The sequence below is a fragment of the Azospirillum largimobile genome (assembly GCF_977007025.2).
On record NZ_CDRMUA020000007.1, the window covers coordinates 142,662 to 166,727 of the forward strand.

The 24,066-nt window shown below is 63.6% G+C and carries 15 protein-coding genes; 6 read left to right on the plus strand and 9 right to left on the minus strand.

Annotation, left to right across the window (positions count from 1 at the left end):
• Window positions 1–23: 23 nt before the first annotated feature.
• Together ACWPKK_RS29885 and ACWPKK_RS29890 are read right to left on the minus strand one after the other, a co-directional pair.
• Complete coding sequence (locus tag ACWPKK_RS29885) at window positions 24–2,072, minus strand: sulfotransferase family protein (protein WP_452011842.1); 2,049 nt, start codon at window positions 2,070–2,072, stop codon at window positions 24–26.
• Window positions 2,073–2,075: 3 nt separating this feature from the next.
• Entirely contained in the window at window positions 2,076–4,151 is a 2,076-nt protein-coding gene (locus tag ACWPKK_RS29890) for a hypothetical protein (protein ID WP_452011845.1), read from the minus strand.
• A 311-nt stretch (window positions 4,152–4,462) separates the two neighbouring features.
• Here ACWPKK_RS29890 and ACWPKK_RS29895 point away from each other — a divergent pair, with 311 nt between their 5' ends.
• Window positions 4,463–5,188 (plus strand): sulfotransferase family protein, encoded by a 726-nt coding sequence (locus tag ACWPKK_RS29895; protein ID WP_452011848.1) that lies wholly within the window; start codon window positions 4,463–4,465, stop codon window positions 5,186–5,188.
• A gap of 20 nt (window positions 5,189–5,208) precedes the next feature.
• Here ACWPKK_RS29895 and ACWPKK_RS29900 read toward each other — a convergent pair whose 3' ends face one another.
• The 4 genes from ACWPKK_RS29900 to ACWPKK_RS29915 all read right to left on the minus strand — a co-directional run bounded on the left by ACWPKK_RS29900 (window position 5,209) and on the right by ACWPKK_RS29915 (window position 11,333).
• The gene (locus ACWPKK_RS29900; RefSeq protein WP_452011851.1) at window positions 5,209–7,791 is read right to left on the minus strand and encodes a glycosyltransferase family 2 protein; all 2,583 of its coding nucleotides are present in this window, start codon (window positions 7,789–7,791) and stop codon (window positions 5,209–5,211) included.
• A gap of 364 nt (window positions 7,792–8,155) precedes the next feature.
• On the minus strand, window positions 8,156–8,947 hold the full coding sequence (locus ACWPKK_RS29905; RefSeq protein ID WP_452011854.1) for an FkbM family methyltransferase: 792 nt from the start codon (window positions 8,945–8,947) through the stop codon (window positions 8,156–8,158).
• 374 nt (window positions 8,948–9,321) lie between these two features.
• Entirely contained in the window at window positions 9,322–10,785 is a 1,464-nt protein-coding gene (locus tag ACWPKK_RS29910; RefSeq protein ID WP_452011857.1) for a tetratricopeptide repeat protein, read from the minus strand.
• A 122-nt stretch (window positions 10,786–10,907) separates the two neighbouring features.
• Complete coding sequence (locus ACWPKK_RS29915) at window positions 10,908–11,333, minus strand: hypothetical protein (protein ID WP_452011860.1); 426 nt, start codon at window positions 11,331–11,333, stop codon at window positions 10,908–10,910.
• A gap of 1,913 nt (window positions 11,334–13,246) precedes the next feature.
• Here ACWPKK_RS29915 and ACWPKK_RS29920 point away from each other — a divergent pair.
• Window positions 13,247–14,002 (plus strand): FkbM family methyltransferase, encoded by a 756-nt coding sequence (locus ACWPKK_RS29920; RefSeq protein ID WP_452011863.1) that lies wholly within the window; start codon window positions 13,247–13,249, stop codon window positions 14,000–14,002.
• 625 nt (window positions 14,003–14,627) lie between these two features.
• On the opposite strand, the gene ACWPKK_RS29925 is transcribed toward ACWPKK_RS29920, so the two are convergent.
• Entirely contained in the window at window positions 14,628–15,305 is a 678-nt protein-coding gene (locus ACWPKK_RS29925; RefSeq protein ID WP_452011866.1) for an AAA family ATPase, read from the minus strand.
• A 309-nt stretch (window positions 15,306–15,614) separates the two neighbouring features.
• On the opposite strand from ACWPKK_RS29925, the gene ACWPKK_RS29930 reads away from it, so the two are divergent.
• Complete coding sequence (locus tag ACWPKK_RS29930) at window positions 15,615–17,546, plus strand: hypothetical protein (protein WP_452011869.1); 1,932 nt, start codon at window positions 15,615–15,617, stop codon at window positions 17,544–17,546.
• Between the two features lie 8 nt (window positions 17,547–17,554).
• On the opposite strand, the gene ACWPKK_RS29935 is transcribed toward ACWPKK_RS29930, so the two are convergent.
• Together ACWPKK_RS29935 and ACWPKK_RS29940 are read right to left on the minus strand one after the other, a co-directional pair.
• The gene (locus ACWPKK_RS29935) at window positions 17,555–18,964 is read right to left on the minus strand and encodes a tetratricopeptide repeat protein (RefSeq protein WP_452011872.1); all 1,410 of its coding nucleotides are present in this window, start codon (window positions 18,962–18,964) and stop codon (window positions 17,555–17,557) included.
• 432 nt (window positions 18,965–19,396) lie between these two features.
• Window positions 19,397–20,968, minus strand: a complete 1,572-nt coding sequence (locus ACWPKK_RS29940) for a tetratricopeptide repeat protein (RefSeq protein ID WP_452011875.1) — start codon at window positions 20,966–20,968, stop codon at window positions 19,397–19,399.
• Window positions 20,969–21,155: 187 nt separating this feature from the next.
• Here ACWPKK_RS29940 and ACWPKK_RS29945 point away from each other — a divergent pair, with 187 nt between their 5' ends.
• From ACWPKK_RS29945 to ACWPKK_RS29955, 3 genes are all read left to right on the plus strand, one after another.
• Window positions 21,156–22,340 (plus strand): glycosyltransferase family 4 protein, encoded by a 1,185-nt coding sequence (locus ACWPKK_RS29945; RefSeq protein ID WP_452011878.1) that lies wholly within the window; start codon window positions 21,156–21,158, stop codon window positions 22,338–22,340.
• A gap of 64 nt (window positions 22,341–22,404) precedes the next feature.
• Complete coding sequence (locus tag ACWPKK_RS29950; protein WP_452011881.1) at window positions 22,405–23,274, plus strand: class I SAM-dependent methyltransferase; 870 nt, start codon at window positions 22,405–22,407, stop codon at window positions 23,272–23,274.
• Window positions 23,271–24,053, plus strand: a complete 783-nt coding sequence (locus tag ACWPKK_RS29955) for a class I SAM-dependent methyltransferase (protein WP_452011884.1) — start codon at window positions 23,271–23,273, stop codon at window positions 24,051–24,053. The genes ACWPKK_RS29950 and ACWPKK_RS29955 overlap by 4 nt, the downstream gene beginning before the upstream one ends.
• Window positions 24,054–24,066: the final 13 nt, after the last annotated feature.

The window sequence follows — 24,066 nt, forward strand, 5'->3', positions numbered from 1 at the left end:
CGAGGCTCGATGAGGATTGGCCGTCATTTCGGTCCGAGCGGCTTAGACAGGCGTTCCTGGAGCAGTTGCAAGACCCGGTCACGCTGCTCGGTTATTGCCCGCAGTTGCTCGTCTGTCCGCCGCCACAACTCGAACCGCTCCAGCGATTGGACTGCCAGGGTGTCCACTTGCTCCCGCAGATCATCACGTTCACGGTCAAGCAGAAGGGTCCGATAGGTCCGGACCTGATGGACAATCTGGTTGCGCGCTGCATCAATTTCCTCCAACAGCGTCGGCCGTCCGTCATCGTCGCGCAGGGCAGCCAGGAGACCATACACCCGGCCGACATCAAAGAGTTCTTCTTGGTCGTCATCGCCACGTGGGCCAGCGGCGTGAACCCTGTCGGGACTGATGGTGTCCTGATGCAAACCGCCCGCAAGGCCGGCCCTGTCATCCTCCGGTAGGTGGTCTGAGATCGCCGACAAAACGGCGGTGTCGCCTCCAGCAACCATAGCGTCAAAGTCCAACCACAGCCGCGGTCGATTGCGGGTGTGCAACTCCGCCTCCAGATTGGAAAGTGCCCACAGCAGATGGCTGTGCGCTGTGGGCAACCCGTCGCGTCGTGTCAGCGACCGCGCCACGGACCAGGGATCCCGAACGATGTGCAGGTAGTGGATGCGTGCCGACAGAGCGTCCAGGAGTGGAAGCCAGAAGGGCAGTGTTCGGCAAAGGCGGGGGTCCTTCATAAACCAAAGCCGACGATCGCGCCCAAGGGCTAATAGGAAGGCCTGTGCCCGGTCCGACAGTGCACCGCCGACTTTCTGAACGTGCTCGGCTGAAACGGCGTCGATTGTGCGCCAGTCCGTTCCGGTCGCGGACAGCAGATGCTCGTTGATGGCAACGAGTTCCTCATGCTCCCAATAGCCGTCCGGATTGTTCGTGTCCGCCTCAATGAACCGATCGCCGTGACAGATCCCGCGCGCGCCGAACCATCCAGCCAGGGCTGAGGTACCGCTGCGGTGCATGCCCAGCACTACAAAGCCGTCCGAGCCGCTCTTGGCGATTTCCGGTTTCTCACGGCTCAGCCAGTCGAAATAGGAGCCTCCAGCCGTTTGCAGAGGTTTGGGGAAGGCGGTGGCCAGGCCTAGGTCGTCGCGCAGGAGGCGACGCATGGGCTTGGAAACCGGTACCCCATTGTCGAACCGGCCATAGGCCCACCAGTCGCGCGGAATGGCGGTGAGTTCCTGGGCAGCGATGGCGCGCTTGTACCAGTGCCAGATCTCATGGACATGGATGTTGCCAGCCGCATAGCGTTCGGTCATGGCGTCACCGACCGAGTTGACCTTGGTGAAGTGGTAGAACTTCAAGGGGCTGCCGTTGACCAGAATGCTGCCGTCGCGCCCGATTTCGATCTGCCGCCGGCTGAGGTTCCAACTCGCGACGTTGCAGCCCGGGTCGCGTTCAATGCGCACACCGTCGAAGAAAGCCGGGACAAGGTCACACCACTTTTGATCGGTGAACAGCCCATTGGCTGGATCGTCATAACAGGCGAGATGCAGCATGTCCGCCCACCAATTGGCGAAACGGTGCCCTTCCGTGCCGTTGCGAACGGCAATGAATCCGAGATTGTAGGTTCCATGCTTCAGCGCTCCCAACTCGTTGTCGGCAATGACAGCCATCGTGTTGTTGGGGTCTGTTTGGTGCGGCGTGAGTAGGATCGAAGCACCGTCGAGCCGTTCGAGTGTGCGGGTGAGAGGCGAGAATACCGCAACATCTGGATCGAGATAGACCACCGTCTCACACCCCAGTTTCAGCATCTCCACCAGCATCCGGCCTTTCACGGCGGTGCAGGCCTCCACCACGTCGTGGCGAAAGATCCAGTTATCAAAGGAGGGAATGCCGAGATCGCGGGCAAAGACCACTCTGTCAAACCCGGCATGAGCTTCCGCCGCCGACACCCCAGCCGGCAGTTCATCAACGATCAATGCCCAAAAGGTCCAATCCGGATGCACGCTGCGCAAGCTCTGGGCCAGCACACGTGCCCGTGATAGATAGGTGTAGGTGAAGCTGGTGAAGCAGTGGACGCCGCTCATGTCTCAAGCCTTTACCTGTTCAACGACTGCCGCCGTCGTTCCGCAATGATCGAGCGTGCCCACCGGTATTCCGTCCCGCAGGCGGTCGCGGATATACTCGACCGCCGTGAAGCTGGTGAAGAAGCCCAAGAGATCGCGTTCGGTATTGAAGACGCGCCCGCGTCCCAGCCGTGAGATGGTCGCGGCGACGTTGCCGCTGGTTTCCAACGCCACCACGTCCGCTCCTGCCGCCAAAGCCTCATAGGTGGTGAAAGAGAAGGTTTCTGGTAGAACGGTCAGCATTAGAACCAGATCGATGCTGTGCGCAGCCAAGGCCTCGACCATGGCATGGCGGTCGATAGCGGTCACCGTGACCGCAACCTCTGTTACCCCGGAAAGCTGACGGAAGGCCTCTGGCGCGGCAAAATGGTGGATGTGGTAGCTGAAGCTTCCCTGAAGCGCCGTGACCAGTTCCTCGAACAGCCCCCAGCCCTTGTGGAAGGTCGGAGCGCCGACGAAGGCGACACGGACGGGGGTTCCCGGCAAGCCAAGGGTGGAGCCATCCTCAAGCATGGTGCGAACACCCTGTTCAACGAAGCGGCAATGTTCGATCACGCGAGTTGATCGTGTGGGCAGTGGCATGCTTTCGCGCCAAAAATCGAGAGCCACCTGCGACGGCGCCAGCACGTGGAAATCAATGGCTGCGAACAGTTGCTCCATGCTGCGGAGGTGACGATGGCGAGCATCCCCATGGACGCAGATGCCGCAGGCGACGCTGTTGGGCGGCGGCGCCCCGCAGAAGGAGACATCGTTGCGCAGCAGGGTGTGGTTCGCACAAACCGACGAGAAATCGTGAATCCAAAACCAGCTGCGCGACGCCTTCACCGCGCGCTGTAGGGCGATTACCCCATCCACGCGGTGGCCCAACACGCAATGGAGCGTGAACAGGCGGTCGCCGGGTCGATCGGAAAAGCTCTCGCTGAGCGCCCAGGCCACATCCGCATAGTCCGACATCCCAACACTGACGCCGTCAACCGCCAACTCCACCAGATCCCCAGCCGGTCCATTGCGATCGACAAACAGCGACGGGGCGCCGGGACATACGTGGATGTAGCTGTAGCCCAGCGCATTAAAGCGCTTCTGTTCATCCGAAATCAGGATTTGCGTGCCGCCGACGAAGCGGGCATAGGAATCGTGGCTGACGGAGACGACCACGCCGCGGGTGCCGGGCTGGGGTCCGCCGGGCTGGGGACTTGGCGATCGCAATTGGACGCCGGCGGTCATCACTTCGACCAGACGTGCGCGGCGCAGGCGGATCACCGTGGCGGGAGGCGGGGCGCTGCGCTGCTTTTGCAAAAGCGGAAGGTCCCGCAAGATGGTCCGCCGATATCTATCCGGCGGCTGACCATAACGGCCTTCGGCTTTTCCGGTGACGGTGTAATGCCAGAAGGGGTTTATTCCCGCCTCCGCCACGTCTGGATTTGCTGCCAAATAGTAGAGGCTGTTGAAGGTGGAGCTGGGATTGCGGCCCTCGCGCCAGCCAGCCCCGCAATATTGCTGCAGCAGAGCGGTGTCAGATATTGCGGTGCCGGAGGCTAGAAGGTCGGGATAGGCCGCCCGATAAAAGCTGGGGTCGAAATAGGGCGCGATCGCCGCAGCCACCGGATCGTCCGGTGAGCTGCCTGTGAGCTCGGACTGCGCCGCAGGGAATGCACGGCCGATCGAGGAGGGGGCAATCGCCATGGCGTGGCCAAAGGCCAGGGCGCGGGCAAGCGGCAGCCCCATTGCCCGCAGATGCTCAACGGTGAGCAGAAGTGCCTCCTGCGAGAAGGCTGTGGGCGAGTAAACCGGTGCGACTGGTCCCTCAATCCAGACATCGACCGCCTCTGACCGGCCATCTCGGTGCAGCACCCGCATCTCCGCCCACCCGGCATCGATCTCTCGCTGGGACAGCGGTAGGACAGTGCATATGTATGGCTGGAAAGGGTGATTTTTGATTGAGACTGAAGCAGCGATGATGTGACTGAACAGTCTCTGGGGTGTTTTCAAAGATAGATCGTCAATGAAAAGCGGGCCAGCGCGGTTCGATGTGGAAATCATGACAAGTCCACCGGCATAGTCGGCGAAGCATGTAGTGTTTACGGTCTTTTTGCGAATGTTTCTTGACATGATCGGTTTTAATTATAGGAATGTCTTTGATGTTTATGGATCAACGCGCTCCGCTCTCTGAGTATTCCGGGTGGGCGGGGTGAAAAGCGCCCTGTGATAGGGGGGCATGACCAATTCTGGCCAGTGTCCGCTTGCTCAGAGGCCAAAAGTAACATCTTAGGTAATGCCCGCTCTGTTTGACGTAAAATATCTGCTTATATAATATAAATCAAGAAAGTGAACTTGAGTTGAGGGCACTGGAGATGGGGCCGGATTTCGTCGGAATTGGAGCGCAGAAATCTGGAACAACTTGGATATATGAAACTCTGCTGTCTCATCCTAGTGTACGTTTTCCCGCAGGAAAAGAAATACACTTTTGGGATGCGCGCCGTGAGATGGGAGTGACTTGGTGGCTGAACCAGTTCGGCCATCGCGATCCCAGCACCCGCGTCGGCGAGATCACCCCCGCCTATTCCATCATCAGCGACGACGCCATCCGTGAGTTGCACGATTTGTGTCCGGAGTTGCGTTTGTTTTACGTCTTGCGCAATCCGGTTGAGAGAGCGTGGTCGGCTGCGCGCATGGCTGTCTTGCGTGCCGAGATGACTGTGGAGGAAGCGTCCGACCAGTGGTTCCTCGATCATTTCCGCTCGGCTGGTTCCAGGCGGCGTGGTGCCTATGCGCAGACGATCATCCGCTGGCGCTCTGCTTTCCCAGATGAGCAGTTGATGGTTGCTTTCTTCGACGATCTCACGGCTGAGCCGCGCACTTTCCTGGCGCGGCTGTGCGACCACATCGGCATTGATAGCCACGTCTATGACACTGTGCCGGACGATGTCCTGCGGCGGCCTGTGTTCGAAGGGCCAATGGCGGCCCTGTCGCCCCGGCTCCAACGCGCCCTCATTGACCAGTACAGAGAACCGGTGGAGACATTGAGCCGGCTGCTGGGAGTTGACTTGTCGCACTGGTTGGCCGATCCCGGGCCCTGAGCGCCGACGCCAATGCCCCATCACCGCACGCCACCGCTCAGGGCAAGGCGAGTAAAGGGGGCTGCATGGCGGCTGAAATGAGGATTGACGAAAGAAGTAGGATCCAGCAGGTCCGGCCAGTGTTCGGCCATCTGTGCGACCACACTACGCGTCATTGCCAAGCTCTCCTCGCCAGCCATCGGATCGCGCGTTTTCGACTCAAAATGGTACAAACATACCTCAGGGTCGTAGGCAATCCGCAGGCCGGTCCGGCGCACCGACAGGCAAAATCCAATATCGCTCCAGTTGGTGGGGAGCTCGCCGCCCAACCCGCCGACCGCCTCATAGACTGGGCGCCGGGTGACGAGACAGGCGCCAGTCACCGCTGCTGCAGAGCGTAGCACCCGGTTGCGACCGAGATAGCCACCATCCTCTGCAGGCAGCCCGACCCCCTCATGCACCGGCCCCTGCTCAGGGCTGACTACCACCCCGGCATGCTGAACGCGGCCATCGGCATAGAGCAGGCGCCCGCCGACCGCTCCCACCTCTGGCAGGGTCAGCGTGCCTGCCGCCCGCCCTAGCCAGTCGCGTTCCAGCGCCACCGTGTCGTCGTTCAGGAAGGCCAGGATTTCGCCGGTCGCGGATCGCACTGCCAGATCGTTCATCACTGCCCAGTTGAATGGTCCTCGAAATGGCAAGACGACCACGCCATGGCGCGCACGCATATTCTGTAGCAGTGCAACACTGTCCGAATCCTCGTTCTCATGGTCGATGACGAGGATTTGCATCGGTGCACCGTAGTGCGCCCGCACCCGCAGCAGCGAATCCAGGCAGCCGCGCAGCAGCGCTGGAGAATTTCGGGTCGGCACGATCACACTGGCTGGTGGCGGGGTTGCCACCCTTGCCTCCACCATGCAGGGCTCGAACAGCAGCGGTTCATCATCCCTGCCAGCACTGGTCACCAGGGTATTCCGGACGGTCAATAACAGCCCGTTGCGCGCCGCCCAACGCTCCACCGCCGCCGGCTCGCCGGATAGAATGCGTGGCACCAGCGCCGCGGTGGTCAAGGCGGCCGGCTGGCGCACGGTATAGAGCACCTCCGCCAGATGCGTGAAGTCTTTGGCGCCGACAGTGTCGATCAGCGACAACAGCAGCGCCTGACCAGTCAAGGAGGCGGTAGGGTCAGATGCAAGCACCTTCAGAAGAGCAGCGGTGGCGATGGCGTACACCGGTCCGGCAATGTCGTAGGCCAGCGCCATCAAGGGATCGATGTCCGGCTTAAACACTGGCACCAGCGCCCCTTCGCGGCCATCGTGCAGTTGCTGACGCACATCATGATCTGCGTAGGCCACCCCATCGCCTGCGGCGAGCGCCAAGCGCCTGATGGCACCCGGCTCCAGATCGACCGTGGCGCCGATCAAGATTTGGATACTGGCATTCCTCAGCCGTGGGTTGGCGAGCAGCGCTTCGGCCAGCGACTGGGAGGTTGTGCAGACCAGCCGGCCGGCTTCACGCAACGGAGCCAGCACCGTCGCCCTTTCATCGGACCGTGCGACTGCATCCTCCTCCACCAGGACCAGAGTCCAGTCCGTGAGATGCTGCCGTGTCAGCCCGTCGAGCATCCGCCGTAACTCGGCCGGTTCCATCACCGGGTTGGTCAGAAGGATGTTGATGGGCTCAAGATTTGGCATTGATGGCTGCGACTGTGAATGGTCGGCGTGCAGCCTGCGGAACTGCTCATAAGCCTCCACTGGCGGGGACAGGTCGGAGAGGAGGGAAGGAAGTTGTCGTTCGACCCGCTCCAGCGCCGCACGCAGTTGCGCGACTTGAGCGCTCAGTCGAACAAGGCTGTCGAGATCGGCAGGTAGGTTGTCGCGGATATAGAGGTCGGGGGCAACCTGCTGTTTGGATTGAGCATCCCGAACACGCAGCATCGCTCCATGACTGACGAGATCGCGGTGGATTGTTGGAATGAGGAAGGCCAGCCCGTGCCGGTCGGTACCGCCGATGTGCTTGTCCAGTCCGGGCACCGCAGCATCGCTGCGCGCAGCGCCGACAAAGCGGTTGCCCAGGAAGATCTCCAAAATTACTGTTTCACTAGGATCGTTCAGGTTGGCGCACCAACCCGTCAGCCGGCCTGCGCCGGCATAGCGGATTTCGCCGGAAAGTTGCCGCACCTCAGTGACAGCGGCGACCCGCTCCTGCGTCAGCAGGCTGGCACCCTTCAAGAGAAGGCGCACTTGCTCCGGCAACGCGGCGGTGAATTCTTCATCGAGGAGAAGTCGGGGGAGCCAGAAGCGCCAGGACCGGCTGGTGGCGAGTCGGTCCCGCGTTGCGGTCGACAGCGGCAACCGCTCCAACGCCCAGCGTTGCAGCCCCACGTCCATTTCGACCCCAAACAGGGTGTGCGGAGTGGTCTGCCCTTGTTCCATACGGTTTAGGACGTTGATAGCGAACTCTCGCTCAGTGAGCAGCGAGACTACGAGATCGAGAATCGCCCCCTCGGTCGCCATCGTCAGTTCCCCCAGATCCCTAGGGTGGCGCCCCAGGAACAGGCGGTAGGCGTTGATCGCGTCCTCCAGGGACGCCAGGGCTCTCTGTGTCCTGGAGTTGTTTAAATCCACGATAATGCTATCCAAGCATGCGTTGTGTGAAATAACTGATATCCTGCTTTGGAGGATATGCTGCAGTCAACAAGATGACGTTTTCTACATCAAGTCTAAAACTGTGTTGTCACCGCATGAGCGCTCGCCAAGATATGTCCATATTATTCATAAGGATAAATATGACTTATTGGGTAATTCTATTTAGAGATTTTGTCAAAATTCTGGTCTGAAACACTGAAACTGTCGACTCGCCTCTACCTCAAACCGGTCGTGATTCGCATTCTCAGATCAGAGATGCTGTTCCACTACCCAGGTTTAAACTTTCTTTCGCAGCTCATCTCCTAGTAATATGGGAGTTCATATCGGTTTTTAGCCAGAAGTTTTAGAGGTGATAATATGAGGCAAGCTTGTAGCGGATGATCCCATTTGCCAGAACGGGCTCGCGTAAGAAGATGGCATTGTGTTGCAGATCGTATTCAAAGTCGCGTGCCACTGGGTAGAGGCCATGCGCCATAAGAAAATCCAGGACCTGACCTGAGCGCCACTGCGACACCCAGAATTCCGCGTCCTCCATCTCGATGAAGAGCGATTGGACATCCTGGAGAGCGTGCGAGGCTCCTTTCAAGACCAGTTCCGACGCCCCTTCCACATCAATCCAGGCCGAGATTGAGCGTCCGCGCAGCCCTTCCGCTGCATGGAAATCATCAAGTGTCGTCGAGGCCACCGGCAAAGGCTCATACGAGATGTTGTCTTCTCTCCGCCGCAGAAGGGAGTTGTTCCCGCGAAGGGGCGACACCAGGGCGCCATCAACGATCTTCTGGATCTGGAACTCTGCGGTGCCAGTGGCATCAGTCACTGCGAGGTTCAGATAGCGGATGTTTAATGCCTCGAAATCATAATTCCGTGACATGCGTTCAAAGGCATGAGAACTGGCTTCGAAGGCATAGATTAAGCAATCCGGATGTCGATGCCTAGTCTCTCTTGAGAAAGTCGCCTCTCTGGCACCAATCTCCAACACGCATTGGGGCTTGATGACGTCTTGGATATCATGGAACAGACGAATAAGATCGTCATTGGACCGCTTGCGGTCGTTTTGATCAGTAATGTCGTACTTTCTTCCGGTCAATGATAGTAGACGAATCTCGCTCTCAAGACGAAGCGGTGTATATGTCATAGTCATCCTCTTATATCTGTAGGAAATTTTATCTTATTACGACATAGTTTCCTCTGGGGCGCCAACTCACATTGCCGGAGATATGAGCGTACAAGGCTGGGTGCTGGGAGGTCTTGCCGGCGTGGATCGAGGATTGGAACTACACTTCCCTGTCACCCGAATTTACGGCTGTTCCGCCAAGTCATTTTTGGAAATAGGGCGGGTACGGGTCGAGGTGATCAGGGTGCCGTGGTCCGTGGTGGGGGCTTATTGAGGGCGAACCGACCGGCATGCACGAGGAGTCCCCTTGGCTAAGTTAGCAAAGAGGGACCGTCCGTTCCATCCCTGTGGCGGGCGAGCACATAGAGAGTCTTGAGACAGGCTGGCGCCTGTCCTCAGATCCTGAGTGCCACCACCTGACGTAGGGCCTGTTCGGCGGCGCCGAACACGCTGTCCCAGTCGCCGGGCGTGGTCTGGCGGAACAGGCGCATCGACGGGTACCAGGGGGTGGTGTCGCCCTTATCGCCTCGGCCGTCGCCATAGACCCAGTAGGGCATGAACTGCAGCAGGTTCCACACCGGACGGCCGAGAGAGCCGGCCAGATGCGCTACCGAGCTGTCGGTCATGATCACCAGGTCGAGCCGCTCCAGCACCGCCGCGGTGTCGGCGAAGTCGTTGAAGTGCGGCCCCAGCGGCGTGATGAGTGTCGAGGTGCCGAGCGTCTCCAGCTCCGCCTCCGGCGGGCCCTTCTGGATGCTGTAGAGCCGCACCTTCGGCACATCGAGGAAGCGCAGGAAGCGGCTGAGCGTGGTGGCGCGGCGCGCGTTGTCCTTGAAGGTGACGCGGCCGGACCAGATGATGCCGACCTTGATCGTGCCGTCCGGACCGGGAACCAGCCGGGCGGCCTTCTCACGCGCGTCCGCCGGAACGGTCAGGCGGGTGGGCGGCGGCACCGTGTCGATGGTCGTGCCCAGCCGGTGCGGCAGGCTCATCAGCGGGCAATGGACGTCGTAGGCCGGATAGGCGGTGCCGGCGCGCACGAAGCCGTCGATGCCCTCCAGCCCGGATAGCAGGCGCTGCAGCTCCGGATGGCATTCTAGCAGGACCCGACCGCCGCGCGCCTTGACCAGCGGCACGTAGCGCGCGGTCAGCAGGACGTCGCCGAACCCCTGTTCGGTGGTCAGCAGGATGGTCTTGCCTTCGAGCGGCCCGCCGTCCCACATCGGACCTTCCGCGATGCGGTTCTGGTAGCTGGGCAGCGACAAGCGGGAGTCGTAGTCGCGGAAGCCTTCGGCATAGCGGCCGACCTGCAGCAGCGTCAGGGCGCGGTCCCACAGCAGGCCCGAGTCATTGGGCCGCGCGCGCAGGGCGACGTCCAAGATCTCGAGCGCGCGGTCGAACCGGCAGCCGTGCCGCAGCGCCACCACCATGTTGGATAGCAGATTGGCGTTGCCGCCCGACAGCACCACCGCATGTTCCTGTGCGGCGATGGCCTCGTCATAGCGCTCGACGTCGCCCAGAACATTGCCGAGGTTGGTCCAGGCGCCGACATGGCGCTGGTCGATCTCCAGCGCGCGCCGCTGGCAGGCGATCGCCGCTTCTGGTTTGCCGGCCTGCCGCAGCAGGGCGCCGAGCGCGCTCCACACGTTGGGGTCCTTCGGCTGCTGCTCCAGCATCCGTTCCAGCATGTCGATGCTGAGGCCGTGGGATCCCGCCTGGCCGGACGTCTGGGGCGCTGCCTTGGGAGCGGTCGCTTGGGCAGGCGCCGGGCCGGACGATACCGGACGGGGCGAGGCCTGAAGGGGCGAGGCAGCCTCAGGGGACGGCGTCGGGGCGGCCTGGGTGATGTTTGCCTTCATCTCGTCGTCACTGGTGGTCGGCAGTCGGTCTGGAGCGTGTGCAGGGCATAGACGGCTACTCTTGGAGAGTCAAACCGTCCCTTCGGTCACGCCTGTGTGCATTGTGTGTCGGGCCGAGAGCCTCAGCGCCGCCGCAGATCCTGCAAATCGATGTCATCGATCCGGAAGCCCGCCTGCCGCAATGCCTTCAGGACAATCACCTTCTGGGCGGTGCCTTCGCGCGCGGCGGCTTGGCGCAGTTCCTCCACCAGATAGTCCGGCAGCATCGCCTGCCACGGCCGGGTGGCCGCCGGGCGGACGATGGTGGGGGCCGGCTGGAGCTGCGGGGTGGGCTGGGGGGTGGATTGGGCTGCGGGCTGGGAGATGCCGGCTTGGGGGGGCGCAAGCGGCTCCGTTTCGGTCGGCAGGAAGCCCTTGCTCAATCCGTATTGGCGGATCGGATCGATATCATGCGTGCCCAGCCCGCCGATCCCGATCCCGCCCAACGGAGGACGGGCCGGCTTGGCGGCGGGCTTCAAGGGGGGCTTGGCAGGGCTGTCGGTCGACATGAACACTCCGGGAAGAACTGTGCCGGCAGAGAGGCCAGCCGGATAAGCCATGAAGCAATATCATGACTTGGTGTCCTGTCTTCACGGCATATGGCGGGTGCGAAGCGCGCCTTGGCGGAAAGCCGGCCGGCGTGGCGCGGGAAACACAGGGAACTGCAGGCAGGCCATGTCACCATATGGGATCATAAAGTAATGCCATGAAAACATGGAAAATATCGTGACCACTCACGGGGAGATGGGAAAACCATCGGTTGGACCATCGGGAGGGGCAAGTGGCCTTGCTCTTCTTGAACGAACGGAAGCATGGCCGATGCCCGATCTCGGGCATGACCTGATGGCTGGGACGGCCCCGTGGGATCGTGATGAGAAACTCGCGCATGATTTTCGGTCATGAAGCCAAATCATGAAATACTGGAGATTATTACCTTCATGGCTGGGATCGCGGTCTCCTGCTCAGAGAGCGGTATCTCAGCTTCGGCGCTGGAGGAGGTGCCTGTGTATTTGCGGCATCCAGACCAAAGGAGAGGCCTGTCGCTTCCCTGCGCCCCATATTGCCTCAGTTTTCAGCCAAGCGATGGGACGATCCGATCAGAGCGGTAATCGCAGCAATGCCGTCCGACGGGAGCGCGGTGTGTGGAGATCGCGAAATGATAAGAAGCTATGGTGGCGCCGAAGCCGCTTTGCAGTTGCCCCTGCAACTCCGGTGCGCCAAGCGGTGAAGGGGTCCTCCGGCATCGCCAACCCAGCTCTGACATAACGAATCGATATCGTGTCATGATATCATAACTTTAAATAACATCATGACTTTTGTGTTGCGTTCGGCAAAAGCCCTCTCCGTCTGACTACGTTGAACCGGCCCTGCCCACCTGATTGAGGCACCAATCCGGCAGGCAATAAGAGCGCTTTGCTCTGTCGAAAGCCGCGCGGTCTGAGGGCGGTAAAGCCCATCTGACGGGTATCACGGAAAATCATCTGCTGTGCTTTGTGCGGTTCGTTCTTATTGTGGCGCGCTACGCGCTTCCTGTGCGCCTGAGCAACTACGCCCTCCCTGCCTACCGCTCCTCCAACCTATTTGCCGCTCTGCTCATGAAGAAGAATCTCCGCCTGAATTATCCGGCTTGGAAGACCTGCTGCGGCTCTCGGGTCACCTACGCCTGTCCTGCTTCCTGAGTATGCACGAACATTCCATCTTCTGGTGGTTCGCCCGCCGCTGGCTCAGTGAGGAACTGTTGGCGTCTGCTTTGGTGGAGACTGTGCGCCGGGCCAAACTCGAGCATGGTCAGCGTGGCTGGCTGAAGTGGGCCTTGACCACGTTGGTAGGCCCGCAAATGCTCCTGGCCCAGCGTGTCCGTCCCGGACCAGCCGACGACTTTCCCGATCTGGTCTCACTGGCGACTGACGCCTCCGGTGATGACCTTGAACGATATGACCGCAGACGCCGGATACGACAGTGAGGCCAATCATCGCTTCTGCCGTGAGACATTGGGCGTCCACTCCCTCATCCCGGCCAAGAAGTGCCGCTCGAAAGGTCATCGCAACCACCCCATACCGGCAGGAGATGCACCGCCTGATCAATGATCCAAGTGATGCCGCCAGCAAATGTACTTATCAGGAGCTCCGGAAGGTTGAAAATTCATGTTGGATACGAAGGGGGGTGAGTGCTGACTCAGTCAGCTGGCGCCGACATCACGCAGTGTTCGCAGGGCTTGCTCAGAGGCGTCGTCTATAACGTCAGCAGCTTTGTTCCGCTTGGCGTCTCCGCTTCAGGGTTTTTGACAGAGTAACTGTCTGTTACAAGAATTTTCCTATGATATTATGCAATTCCACCCTCTACCATCCATGGGCGCAGCGTGATATGTCTCAGCCGTAGCCCAAGCTTGCGCGCTCTTCCTGAGGAAAGGTCATCCCTCTACATGTCAAAAACAAACGGGTTCTACGAAGCCTTAAATAATGTCGGTATCCTCAATTCAGGAAGCATGGAGCAGACTGGAGAGAAATACTTCTTAGAACGTTATTTGCCTATCCGACAAAATCCTACTGTTTTCGATGTAGGAGCATGCGATGGCAGCTATTCAGTCGCCGTGCGCGAAATTAGTCCTTCTGCTCGATTGTTTGCCTTCGAACCGCATCCAAGTTCTTTTGAACGCCTGAAGTCCATTCTGTCTGGAACCGGCGCCACTCTGATCAAGACCGCGCTAGGTGACAAAAACGGGACGACACACTTCTACGACTATGCCGATCAGGATGGCACCTCGCACGCCACCCTATACAAGGACGTCATCCACCAGATCCACAAGGGTACATCGAAGACGATCGATGTTCCAATTCGTAGGCTGGATGATTTGCTGCCACAACTAGGAGTTAATCATATCGATTTCTTGAAGATCGATACCGAAGGGCACGAACTGTCCGTACTTCATGGAGCCGCTAAGGCCATCGCTGACGGCCGCATCGATGCCATTCAGTTCGAATTCAATGAAACTCATGTCATCTCACGAACTTTTTTCAAGGACTTTTGGGATTTCCTCCCCGATTATCGATTCATGCGCCTGCTTCCCCGTGGCGTGATCACAATCCCGGACTACAATCCGATTTTCTGCGAGATCTTTGCGTTCCAGAATATCGTCTGCGTCCGCAAGGATGTCTACGCTAGACACTTCCGTCAATGATGGCAGCAGAAAGAACAAGAGCGCCAAACACGATCGTCTTTGGACGAAATGCCAGCAGATGATGGCTGCAGCGATGCGCCGCCTTCAACTCTGGTTTCAAGATGAAGCGCGCATCGCTGGTGGGAGCGCGGGCAGCGTCCGCTCGGGCTGTGCGACAAGCGCTTCACCTCGACCTATCTCTATGCCGCCGTCTGCCCGGCCAGCGGCGCCGACTTCGCGCTGGTGATGCCGACCGTCTCCACCACTGCCATGAGCCTGTTCCTGGACGGCTTCTCCCGGAGCCTGGAAGGCGGTGCTCGTGCTCGACCAAGCCGGCTGGCACGGATCACGGGCGCTGGTCGTGCCGGACAATGTCGCGCTGGTGCCGCTGCCACCTTACAGTCCCGATTTGAAACCCGTGGAGAGTAGGTCCTCGACCGCGACACCGGATATGGCAACCTCCCAAAGCCTGCTCAACAGGCGGGAGGTCGATCATCGCAACTGTAATGCTGGCCACAGACCGTCGGCTTAATGTCCATGAGAGCAATGCCATGAAGTCATGATGTAAATTCATGGCATGCTTCCGTTCGCCGCTTCCCTGGCTTCGGCTTCCTTGGTTTTCCTGGGAACCGATCCTCCTATTCCCTCACCCCCGCGGGATCAGCGGGTTGGCCGGGGAGGATTCCAGGAAGGCGACGAACTCGTCCGTCAGCGCCCGGACGTTCAGGTCGGCGTTGCTGTTGGGGTTGACCTCGCCCGGGCCGTGGCCGGTGTAGGTCATCTCCTTTAAGAGAGAGCGCTCGATCAACTCGGTGCGGAAGGCCGGGACGCCATGCTCGTCTAGCAGGCCGCGGGCATGGCGGTCGACGCGAGATTCGATGGCAGCCTGGGTGCGGACGATCACCACGCTGGAGGCCGGGGTGTGCTTCAGCACGCCGACGGAATCCGCCACCACCTTGAAGGTGCGCACCGTCTCCTTCACGTCCATGAAGGACTGCTGCGTCGGGATCAGCACCCCGTCGCTGACCGAGAAGGCGTAGAGCATGGTCAGGTTGCCGAAGCCGGCAAGGTCGATCAGCGTGTAGTCGAAGCTCGGCGCATTCTCCTGCACCGTCTGCCGAACATTCGATTCAGTGATCTCGTCGAGTACCCGCACGCGAGCATCGTTGCGCCGCCGCGCCCATTCGGCCAGATGGCGATTGGGATCGCAGTCGAGCAGCAGCACGCTCGCCTCGCGCCGGCGCAGTTCGGAGGTGAGCGCCATGACAAGACTGGTCTTGCCGACGCCGCCCTTGGTGGAGGCGAAACTGATGATCCGAGCCATGCGGTGGTTCCCGGTTGCTGGGGATGGAGACTGGGCTAAACCCGAGCGGAAGCTTCGCGGATTTACACGCAAGATCAGGAAAGATGGAAGTGGTTTCACGTCATGAAGAAGAAGCATGAAATCATGATAATAAGGTTTTTCATGGCGCCGTGGCTCCATCGGCCCGCCTCTCCGGCGCTTGCCAGCCGTGGCATCATCATGGCATAGCCACCCGGCTATTGCGGGCATTGCCGGCGCGCCTCAAGGCCAAGCCGCCTTCCTCCGGTCGCTGCCCGGTCCCTTCCCCGTTCCTCCTTCAGGACCCGCCGCATGACCGACCCCAGCTTCTCCCAGGCCCGTGCCGATGCCGAATCTGGACGTGCATGGCATGCCATAGAAGGGCTGCGGCGCATCCTGGAGCGGGACTCGGCGAATGCCGATGCGGTCGCCCTGTCGCAGGCGGTGCTGACCGACATCTTCGCGAAGGGGAACCAAGCCTACAAGGACGGCCGGCTCGGACCGGCGGCTTGGTGCTTCGCTCTTCTGGCGGAGCATGGGGCGCCGCGCGAACAACTCAGCGCTAACCGCGACGCTCTGGTCGCCATGATCCTTCGGCGCGCCACCGAGGATGCGAATGCCGGACGCGGGAGCGAAGCCCGGCGCGCCTGCCGTCTGCTGCTGGTCCTCGATCCGGTGAATTTCCAGGCGCTTCTGATCGCTGGACAGCTGGAACGCGGTGCCGATGGCGATGGAGCGGCGGCGGCCATGTCGATCGCTCGGGGGCTGCGGCTCGCCCCGGCCACGGAACAGGCCGACCAACTGCGCGACACCGCCCTGCAGGCGGGCATCCGCGCCCTTGCCGACCGGCTGGTTCAAGGCCGGCCGACCGCTCCTCTTCTGAGTACGCTCGACCGCCTGTGCCCGCCCGGCCAAACGGAGGCCCTTGCCCGTTGTCGGATGATGGCGCTTCAAGCGGAAGGCTGGGGGGAAGCAGGCAAGGCGGAGGCGCTGCGTCAGGCAGCCTCGTCCGCTCTGCACTGGCTGGGAGAACTGCGGCAGGAGCGGCAGCGCTACCGAGAGGCCTTCGACGCCCACAGGCAGGGCTTCGACTTGTGGAACAGCCCGGCCGGGCTGGCGCGCAAGGCGCAGGCGCAGCAATATCTCGTGGTCGAGGACTTGCTGGAGAGCCTGAAGGGCTTCGCCTACGCCTACGTCTACGACATGGACGGGCAGGCGGCGGCGCGAGCCTCCTTCGACAGCCTGTCGGCAACGATGGAGCGCCTGCTGGAGGCGCCCGGCATCGACAATTGGACCCGCACGCAACGCTGGACCACCCTGCTGGGCCTGCGCGCCCTCGTCGGCTATGCGGCGGCGCTGGGCCGCAACCCCGTTCTTCCGCTGTCCGGCAACCCCTTCGCCGAAGAGGCAGACCCGTCCATTCCGGCCGTCCCGGCGGAACCGGCGTCCCGGCGGATCTTCGACTGCTGCACCTTCTTCAACGAGGCTGAGATCCTGGAGGTCCGACTGGCCGAGCTGTACGACGTGGTCGAACGCTTCGTGGTGGTGGAGGCGACCCACACCCATTCCGGCGAGCCCAAGGCGCTGACCTTCGGCGATCATCACGAGCGGTTCCGGCCCTATATGAACAAGATCCGCTATGTGGTGGTGGACGAACTCGTCGGCACCTTCTCCTGGCAGCGGGAGGCCTACCAGCGCGATGCCATCCTGCGCGGGCTGGACGGCTGCCGGGACGAGGACATGGTCATCGTCTCCGACGTCGACGAGATCCTGCGGCGCGAGGTGGTGGAGCGGCTGCGCGGCGGCGGGCCGGCGTTCGACACCGTCTTCACCACCGAACTCGACCTCTTCTTCTACCGGCTGAACTACCGCTTCGCCCGCAACTGGCGGGCCGCCGGCGCCGCTCCGTTCCGCTTCATCCGGCAGACCGGTCCCAATGCCGTGCGCTACCTCGCCAAGCAGGACATCGGCCATCTCATCCGCGACGCCGGCTGGCATTTCAGCTGGATGGGCGATCTGAAGCGCTTCGCCGCCAAGCTGAACGCCTACGCCCACCAGGAGCATGCGCAATCCTTCGGCGAGCGCAGCATGGCCGGCGTCGCCAGCTTCCTCGACGGCGGCAGCGCCATTCCCGAGGGCGCCCCCGGCGCCCGCGAGGAGTACGAGGTCGTGCCGCTCGACCGTCACCCGCGGCTGGTGCGCGACAACCTCGACCGCTTCCGGACGATGGGCTGGATCCGGTGAGGCCCGCGTCAGCCCGGCTTGACGTCGGCGGTGGTGCCGGCCCGGCGCTTCAGCCGGTGCACCGCATGCTGGCCGCCGCCGGTGGCGCGGACCGAATAGAAATAGGCGCTGTCGTCGGTCCAATAGCGCCCCTCGCCGTCGACCATCACCGTGCTGCTGTGGATGTCGGCCGGATAGACGGTCAGGCGCGGCGCCGCCTCTGCCGTGAAGCCGGCCAGATGCACGGCGGCAAGTGCCGCTTGGTCGAGGAACCAGACCGGCATTCCGCGGTCCAGGAAATGGCGGATGTAGCGCCGGGTGAGGTCGAGGAAGCGCAGCGCCCCCATGGTCGGCCGGATGTGCAGCACGTCGGCGTAGAGCAGGCTCCAGATGTCCAGCCGCTTCAGCGCATGGCTCATCATGCCGAGGTCCGACCGGGCGGACGCCGCCAGCAGCGGGTTCAGGTCGCGGATCGCCAGCAGGTCGACGTCCAGCATCAGCACCGGCCGCTTCCAGCGGGCCAGCAGGTCGGGCAGCACTAGGAAGCGGCTGCAGGCGTAATAGGTCTTGGCGTCGCCACCCAGCGGCGTTAGGTCGATGGTTTCGCGCAGGACGATGAAGCGCCCGGCGCCATGGGCTGCGGCCAGGGCCGCCACCGTCGCCTCGGCCTCCGCGTCCGGGTTGATCAGGTGCAGGGCGATGGCGCAGTCCAAGCCGCTGTCCTCGACGATGGAGCGCACCATGGTCGGCAGGAACTTGCGGGCATAGACCGCGTCGCAGGATGCGTAGACCACCAGCGGCCGCTCGGCGCTTCCCGCCCCTTCGGCAAGGGTGGCGCGGATGCCGGCGGGCGGCGGTCCTTCGCGCAAGGCCGCCAGGAAGGCGGGAGCGGTGCGGGTGACGCCGTCGCGTCCGCCATGGCGCTCCGCCGCCTGGAGGAACAGGGCGTCGGCCTCTTCCAGCCGGAGCTGTTCGGCGCACAGGCAGGCGAGGCGGCTGAGGGTGAAGGAGACCTCCGGATAAAGCTCCAGAGCCCGGCGGTAGGCGCGTTCGGCGCGCAGTCCCTGCCCGTCGCGGCGCAACGCGTTGCCCAGCGCCACCAGCCCGACGCAATCGTCGTGACCCTGGAAGCGGGCGACGTCGCCGGCATCGCCCAGATGGGTCAGCAACTGCCACAGGTTGGACCGGCGGGTCGAATCGGCAGGCGTCAGCTTCCAGGAGGCGAGCGCATGGCCGGCGGCCTCCGCCATGTCCTGCCCCACCAGCAGCCGGGCGAGCGCGTCATGCGCCGCTGCCGCGTCTCCGCCGCCACTACGTTCCAGCACCCGGCGGTAGAGCGCGATGGCGGCGTCGCGCCCGGCCGTCCGCTCGGCGTCGCGTGCGGCATCCAAATCGCTTCGCAGGTCGGCGGGGGTGGCGGGGGGCGGAACGGGGGGCATGGTGATCGGCCTCGCAGGCTAGGGCGGGTTTCATCCCATGACACACCTCTGCCTGACAAGCCGTCGGCATGTCCGCCTCCTTATCCTCCCGAGTCGCGGTCTGCCGGCTCCGTATGGCCCGTGGCGGGGGATGGCCGGTACTCCAAATCCGGGTTTGCCACCACCCTGCGGAAATATAAAGGTTGATGACAAGCCCAAACGCGGCCGTTCGGGAGAAGGCGCTTGAACAGTTCGCAAAACATCATCAAATGTCTGTATGGACCCGGGAAAGGGTTCCAGCCGAAACTGTGCCACGCCGGTCGCTCCGGCGTGGCACTTTTATATTTGCAGTCCCGAATGTGCCGGCCTTCGCGTTCGGCGAGCTGGAACCCTGCGGATTCCGCGTCCGAACTCGGTCCCCTGTTCCGTCCCGAAGACCGGCGGAACTGGCGCTTATCCGGCGGCGCGCGTGCGCAAGGCGCGTTCCATGCGGTCGATGGTGTCGTCCCAGGAGGCTGGGCGGTCCTGCCGGAACAGGCGCATGGTCGGATACCAGGGGCTGTCCTCGCGGTCGAGCATCCAGCGCCAGTCGGGGGCGAAGGGGATGAGCACCCAGACCGGAACGCCGAGCGCACCGGCGAGATGGGCGACGGAGGTATCGACGCAAACTACCAGATCGAGGCCGGCCATGATGGCGGCGGTGTCGGCGAAGTCCTTGATGTCGGGCGACAGGTTCAGCAGAGGGAAGCCGCTGGGCGGGTTTGCCGCCTGCCCCTCGGTCGGCCCCTTCTGGATGGAGACCAGGCTGACGCCGGGGATCGAGGCCAGCCGGGCGAAGGGAGCGAGGCCGATGGAGCGGTTGCGGTCGTTGCCGTGGGTCGGCGATCCGGCCCAGACGATGCCGACCCTCAACCCGCTCAAACCCGCCAACCGCTCGCCCCAGCGCTCGACCAGATCGGGCTCCGCCGTCAGGTAGGGAACGCGGGACGGCACGGTCTCCAGCCGGGTGTCGAACAGCGCCGGCAGGCTCATCACCGGGATCTGGACGTCGAAGTCGGGCAGCGGCCCCCCGGTCAGCGCCAGGGTGACCCCGGGCAGGCCGCGCAGCACCGGCAGCAGCGCATGCTGGCATTCGAGGATGATGGGTTGTCCGCCGGCCGTCCCACCAACCGCTTGCGCCAGCAGCGGCAGGTAACGCACGAATTGCAGCACGTCGCCGAAGCCCTGCTCCCAATAGACCAGCAGCCGCCGCCCCCGCAGCGGCGACCCGTCCCAGCGCGGCTTGGCGAAGCCGCGCTGCGGCGAGGGCAACTGGCCATGCTTCCAACGCCATTCATAGCCCCGCCAGCCACGGACGAAATCGCCCAGCAGAAGCCGGACCAGCGCCTCGTTCCAATGGGCGCCGGCGAAATCCGGGGTCAGCGTCGTCGCCCGGCGGAACGCCGGCAGCGCCGCCCAGAAGACACCCCTATCCTTCACCGTGGAGCCCAGATTGCTGTAGGCCCCGCTGTGCTGCGGATTGAGCACGATCGCCCGGCGGAAGCAGCGTGCCGCCTCCTCCAGCCGCCAGTCGTTGCGCAGCATGGCACCGAGGTTGTTGGCGTATTCCGCCTCCATCGGGTCCAGCCCCGCCGCGCGGGCGAAGGCCTCGCACGCCTCGTCCGGGCGCTTCAGCCCCTCTAGCAGAAGGCCCAGTTCGTTCAGCACCGCCGGCTGGTCGGGCCTGAGCTTTGCGGAGATCCGGTACACCCGGGCCGCCTCCTCCCGCCGGCCGAGTTGGATCAGAAGCGATGCAAGATTGTTCACGCTGTTCAGCGACCCCGGAACCAGCGCCAACGCCCGCCGGAAGAGGGCGACCGCCGTCTCGTTCCGGCCGGCGGCGGCATGCAGCAGCCCCATGTTGTTGACCGCCGGAGCGAAATGCGGATCGCGGGCGGCGATTTCCGCATACAGCCGCCCGGCCTCGTCGGCACGGCCGGCTTTCTGGAGGCCGACCGCCGTCGTGAAGGCTTGTTCGATGGTCATGGAGGCCGTGGCGCTTCGGTTGGGGAATGGCGGGATCAGTAGCATGAAGATGCCGGCACCTGCAAAGAGCCGCCCTTTGGGTCTGATCCACTTGGGGGAACCGTCCTGCTCGTCGTGATGCCTGTTGCATCGCCGTCCCCGCCCCCGCATCAATGGCGCTCGTCGAACGGGGAGTGTGGCGGGCGGCATGGCGCGGCTTCTGCTGATCAATTACGAGTTTCCGCCGCTGGGCGGCGGGGCGGCGAACGCCACCGACAACACCGCGCGCGAGCTGGCCGCCTTGGGCGAGGAGGTGCTAGTGCTGACCTCCGCCTTCGGTGGGCTGCCGCGGGTGGAACGCCGGGCCGACGGGGTGGAGATCCGCCGCATTCCCACCCTGCGCCGCCGCCGCGACCGCAGTTCGGTGGTGGAGATGCTGGCCTTCCTCGCCAGTTCGCTGGTGATGGCGCCCTGGATCGCCGCCCGCTGGCGCCCGGACGCCACCATCGCCTATTTCGGCCTGCCCTGCGGCCCTGCGGCCTGGATGGTGAAGGCGCTGTCCGGCATGCCCTATGTCGTCAGCCTGCGCGGCGGCGACGTGCCGGGCTTCCAGTATGACGGCATCTCGCTCTACCACCGGCTGGCCGGGCCGGTGATCGGCTGGCTGTGGCGCCGGTCCTCCGCCGTCGTCGCCAACAGCGAGGGGCTGGCCGATCTCGCCCGCCGCTTCGCTCCCGACCAGCCGATCGCCATCATCCCCAACGGCGTCGATGCAGCCCGCTTCTCGCCCGCCGATGCGACGGGTGCCGGCGACCGCCTGTCGCTGCTGTTCGTCGGCCGGGTGGTGCGGCAGAAGGGGCTGGACGTGCTGTTCGAGGCGCTCGCCTCCCTGCCTCCCGAAGCGCAGGGCGCCATCGACCTGACCATCGTCGGCGACGGCCCCGCCCGGCCGGAGCTGGAGGCCCAGGCAGCCCGGCTCGGCCTGTCGGGGCGGGTGGCGTTCCGTGGCTGGCTCGGGCGCGACGAGTTGCCCGCCGCCTACCGCGCCGCCGACGCCTTCGTCTTCCCCTCGCGCGACGAGGGCATGCCCAACGTCGTGCTGGAGGCGATGGCCGCCGGCCTGCCCGTGGTTGCGACCCGCATCGCCGGCAACCGCGATCTGGTGGTGGAGGAGGAGACCGGCCTGATGCTGGACGCCGACGACACGCCGGCGCTTGCCACGGCACTGGCCCGCTTGGCTGAAGACCCTGCCCTGCGCCGCCGGCTGGGCGAGGGCGGCCGCCGCCGGGTGGTTGAGCATTTCTCCTGGCGCGCCGTCGCCGCCGCCTACCGCGATCTGGCGCTCGCCGGGCGCACCGCGGCGGAACGGGGCCGGCCGGCGCAGGCGGAGTGAGAGCCACCGCTTGACGTCCTGTTGACATCCGGCGGCTTTCGGGAGCGTATGGCGGCGCGGCAGAGTGGGCTCGGACAGCAAGGGATCGGACAGCGTGGCGGAACCGGTGAAGACGGCGGAAGGCGGGGGCGGCACCCCGGCCGGGACATCCGCCCTGGCCTTCGATTTCGGCGAGAACTGGGACCATTACTCGCGCACCGTGCTGGACGAGCCGCGGCTGGTGGCGGCCATCGACAGTCTGAAGGGGCTGGTCGGGACCGAGCGGCTGAAGGACGCCAGCTTCTGCGACGTCGGCTCCGGCTCCGGCCTGTTCACCATCGCCGCCGGCAAGCTGGGCGTCGCCCGCGCTCTCGGCTTCGACGTCAACCCCACCGGGATCGAGGTCGCCCGCCGCAATTTGGGCCGCTTCGCGCCCGAACTGGCCGACCGCATCGAATTCCGCCGCGGCTCCGCGCTGGACAGCGGCTTCGCCGGCTCGCTCGGCCGCTTCGACGTGGTCTATGCCTGGGGCTCGCTGCACCACACCGGGTCCATGTGGCCGGCGATCGAGACGGTGGCCCCGCTGGTGGCGCCGGGCGGCACCTTCGTGCTGGCGCTCTACAACCGCCACTGGACCTCGCCGATTTGGACCCTGATCAAGATCGTCTACAACCTGTCGCCGGGCTTCCTTCGGAAGATCTGGGACTGGACGCTGGGATCGCTGATGTTCCTGGCGACCTGGGCGATCACCGGCTCCAACCCGCTGCGCAAGGAGCGCGGCATGGAGTTCTGGGTGGACGTGACCGACTGGCTCGGCGGCTACCCCTACGAATATGCCAGTGCCGACGAGGTACGGGCGCGGATGGACGCGCTCGGCTTCGACATGCTGGAGGTCCGCCCGCCGCGCGTGCCGACGGGCTGCAACGAATTCATCCTGCGCCGGAGGCCCGCATGAGCGACGACGCATTCAAGTCCGCCAACACTCCCCTCGCCACCCCCTTGCCCGCTGCTGCGGCCGATCACCCGGGTGGCGTCGACTACGACGACAGCTGGGAGCGGCGCTGGAACGACATGCGCAAATACGGCCCGACCGGCCGGCATCTGCGCCGCATCGTCACCGAGATGGTGCGCCCGCTGAACTACGACAGCCTGCTCGACGTCGGCTGCGGCCAGGGCTCGCTGCTCGCCACGCTGATGCCGCTGAAGCCGCAGGCCAGCTACACCGGCCTCGACTTCGCTGCCAAGGCCATCGACGTGGCGCGCCGCCGGGCGCCCAATGCCGAGTTCGGGCTGCTCGACGTCGCCGCCGGCCATCTCGACCGCCGCTTCGACCTGGTGGTCTGCACCGACGTGGTCGAGCATATCGAGGACGATGTCGCGGCGCTGCGCAACCTCGCCGCCATGACCGGCCGCTACCTGCTGGTCTCCACCCTGCAGGGGCGGATGCGGGATTTCGAGCGCACGGTCGGCCATCACCGCAACTATGCCCGTGGCGAGCTGCAGGCCAAGATTAAGTCGGTCGGTCTGGAGATTGAGCGGGTGGTGGAGTGGGGCTTCCCCTTCTTCTCGCCGCTCTACCGTAACGTTCTGGGGGCCGCCAGCGGCCAGGGTACCGAAGGAGACTACGGCCCCGGCCGGCGCTTTCTTGCCGAGGCGCTCTATCACATCTTCCGCCTGAACTCCTGGTCGCACGGCGACTACATCTACGTGCTGGCCCGCCGGCCGGGGGCGTGAGTGCAGGGGCGGA

Excerpts from the sequence above, each read along its gene's own strand:
- ACWPKK_RS29895 (WP_452011848.1), top strand. The coding sequence starts at position 4,463 with ATGGGGCCGGATTTCGTCGGAATTGGAGCGCAGAAATCTGGAACAACT.
- ACWPKK_RS29955 (WP_452011884.1), top strand. The coding sequence starts at position 23,271 with ATGAGCGACGACGCATTCAAGTCCGCCAACACTCCCCTCGCCACCCCC.
- ACWPKK_RS29940 (WP_452011875.1), bottom strand. The coding sequence starts at position 20,968 with ATGACCATCGAACAAGCCTTCACGACGGCGGTCGGCCTCCAGAAAGCC.
- ACWPKK_RS29905 (WP_452011854.1), bottom strand. The coding sequence starts at position 8,947 with ATGACATATACACCGCTTCGTCTTGAGAGCGAGATTCGTCTACTATCA.
- ACWPKK_RS29925 (WP_452011866.1), bottom strand. The coding sequence starts at position 15,305 with ATGGCTCGGATCATCAGTTTCGCCTCCACCAAGGGCGGCGTCGGCAAG.
- ACWPKK_RS29885 (WP_452011842.1), bottom strand. The coding sequence starts at position 2,072 with ATGAGCGGCGTCCACTGCTTCACCAGCTTCACCTACACCTATCTATCA.
- ACWPKK_RS29910 (WP_452011857.1), bottom strand. The coding sequence starts at position 10,785 with ATGAAGGCAAACATCACCCAGGCCGCCCCGACGCCGTCCCCTGAGGCT.
- ACWPKK_RS29890 (WP_452011845.1), bottom strand. The coding sequence starts at position 4,151 with ATGATTTCCACATCGAACCGCGCTGGCCCGCTTTTCATTGACGATCTA.
- ACWPKK_RS29945 (WP_452011878.1), top strand. The coding sequence starts at position 21,156 with ATGGCGCGGCTTCTGCTGATCAATTACGAGTTTCCGCCGCTGGGCGGC.
- ACWPKK_RS29935 (WP_452011872.1), bottom strand. The coding sequence starts at position 18,964 with ATGCCCCCCGTTCCGCCCCCCGCCACCCCCGCCGACCTGCGAAGCGAT.
- ACWPKK_RS29930 (WP_452011869.1), top strand. The coding sequence starts at position 15,615 with ATGACCGACCCCAGCTTCTCCCAGGCCCGTGCCGATGCCGAATCTGGA.
- ACWPKK_RS29915 (WP_452011860.1), bottom strand. The coding sequence starts at position 11,333 with ATGTCGACCGACAGCCCTGCCAAGCCCCCCTTGAAGCCCGCCGCCAAG.
- ACWPKK_RS29920 (WP_452011863.1), top strand. The coding sequence starts at position 13,247 with ATGTCAAAAACAAACGGGTTCTACGAAGCCTTAAATAATGTCGGTATC.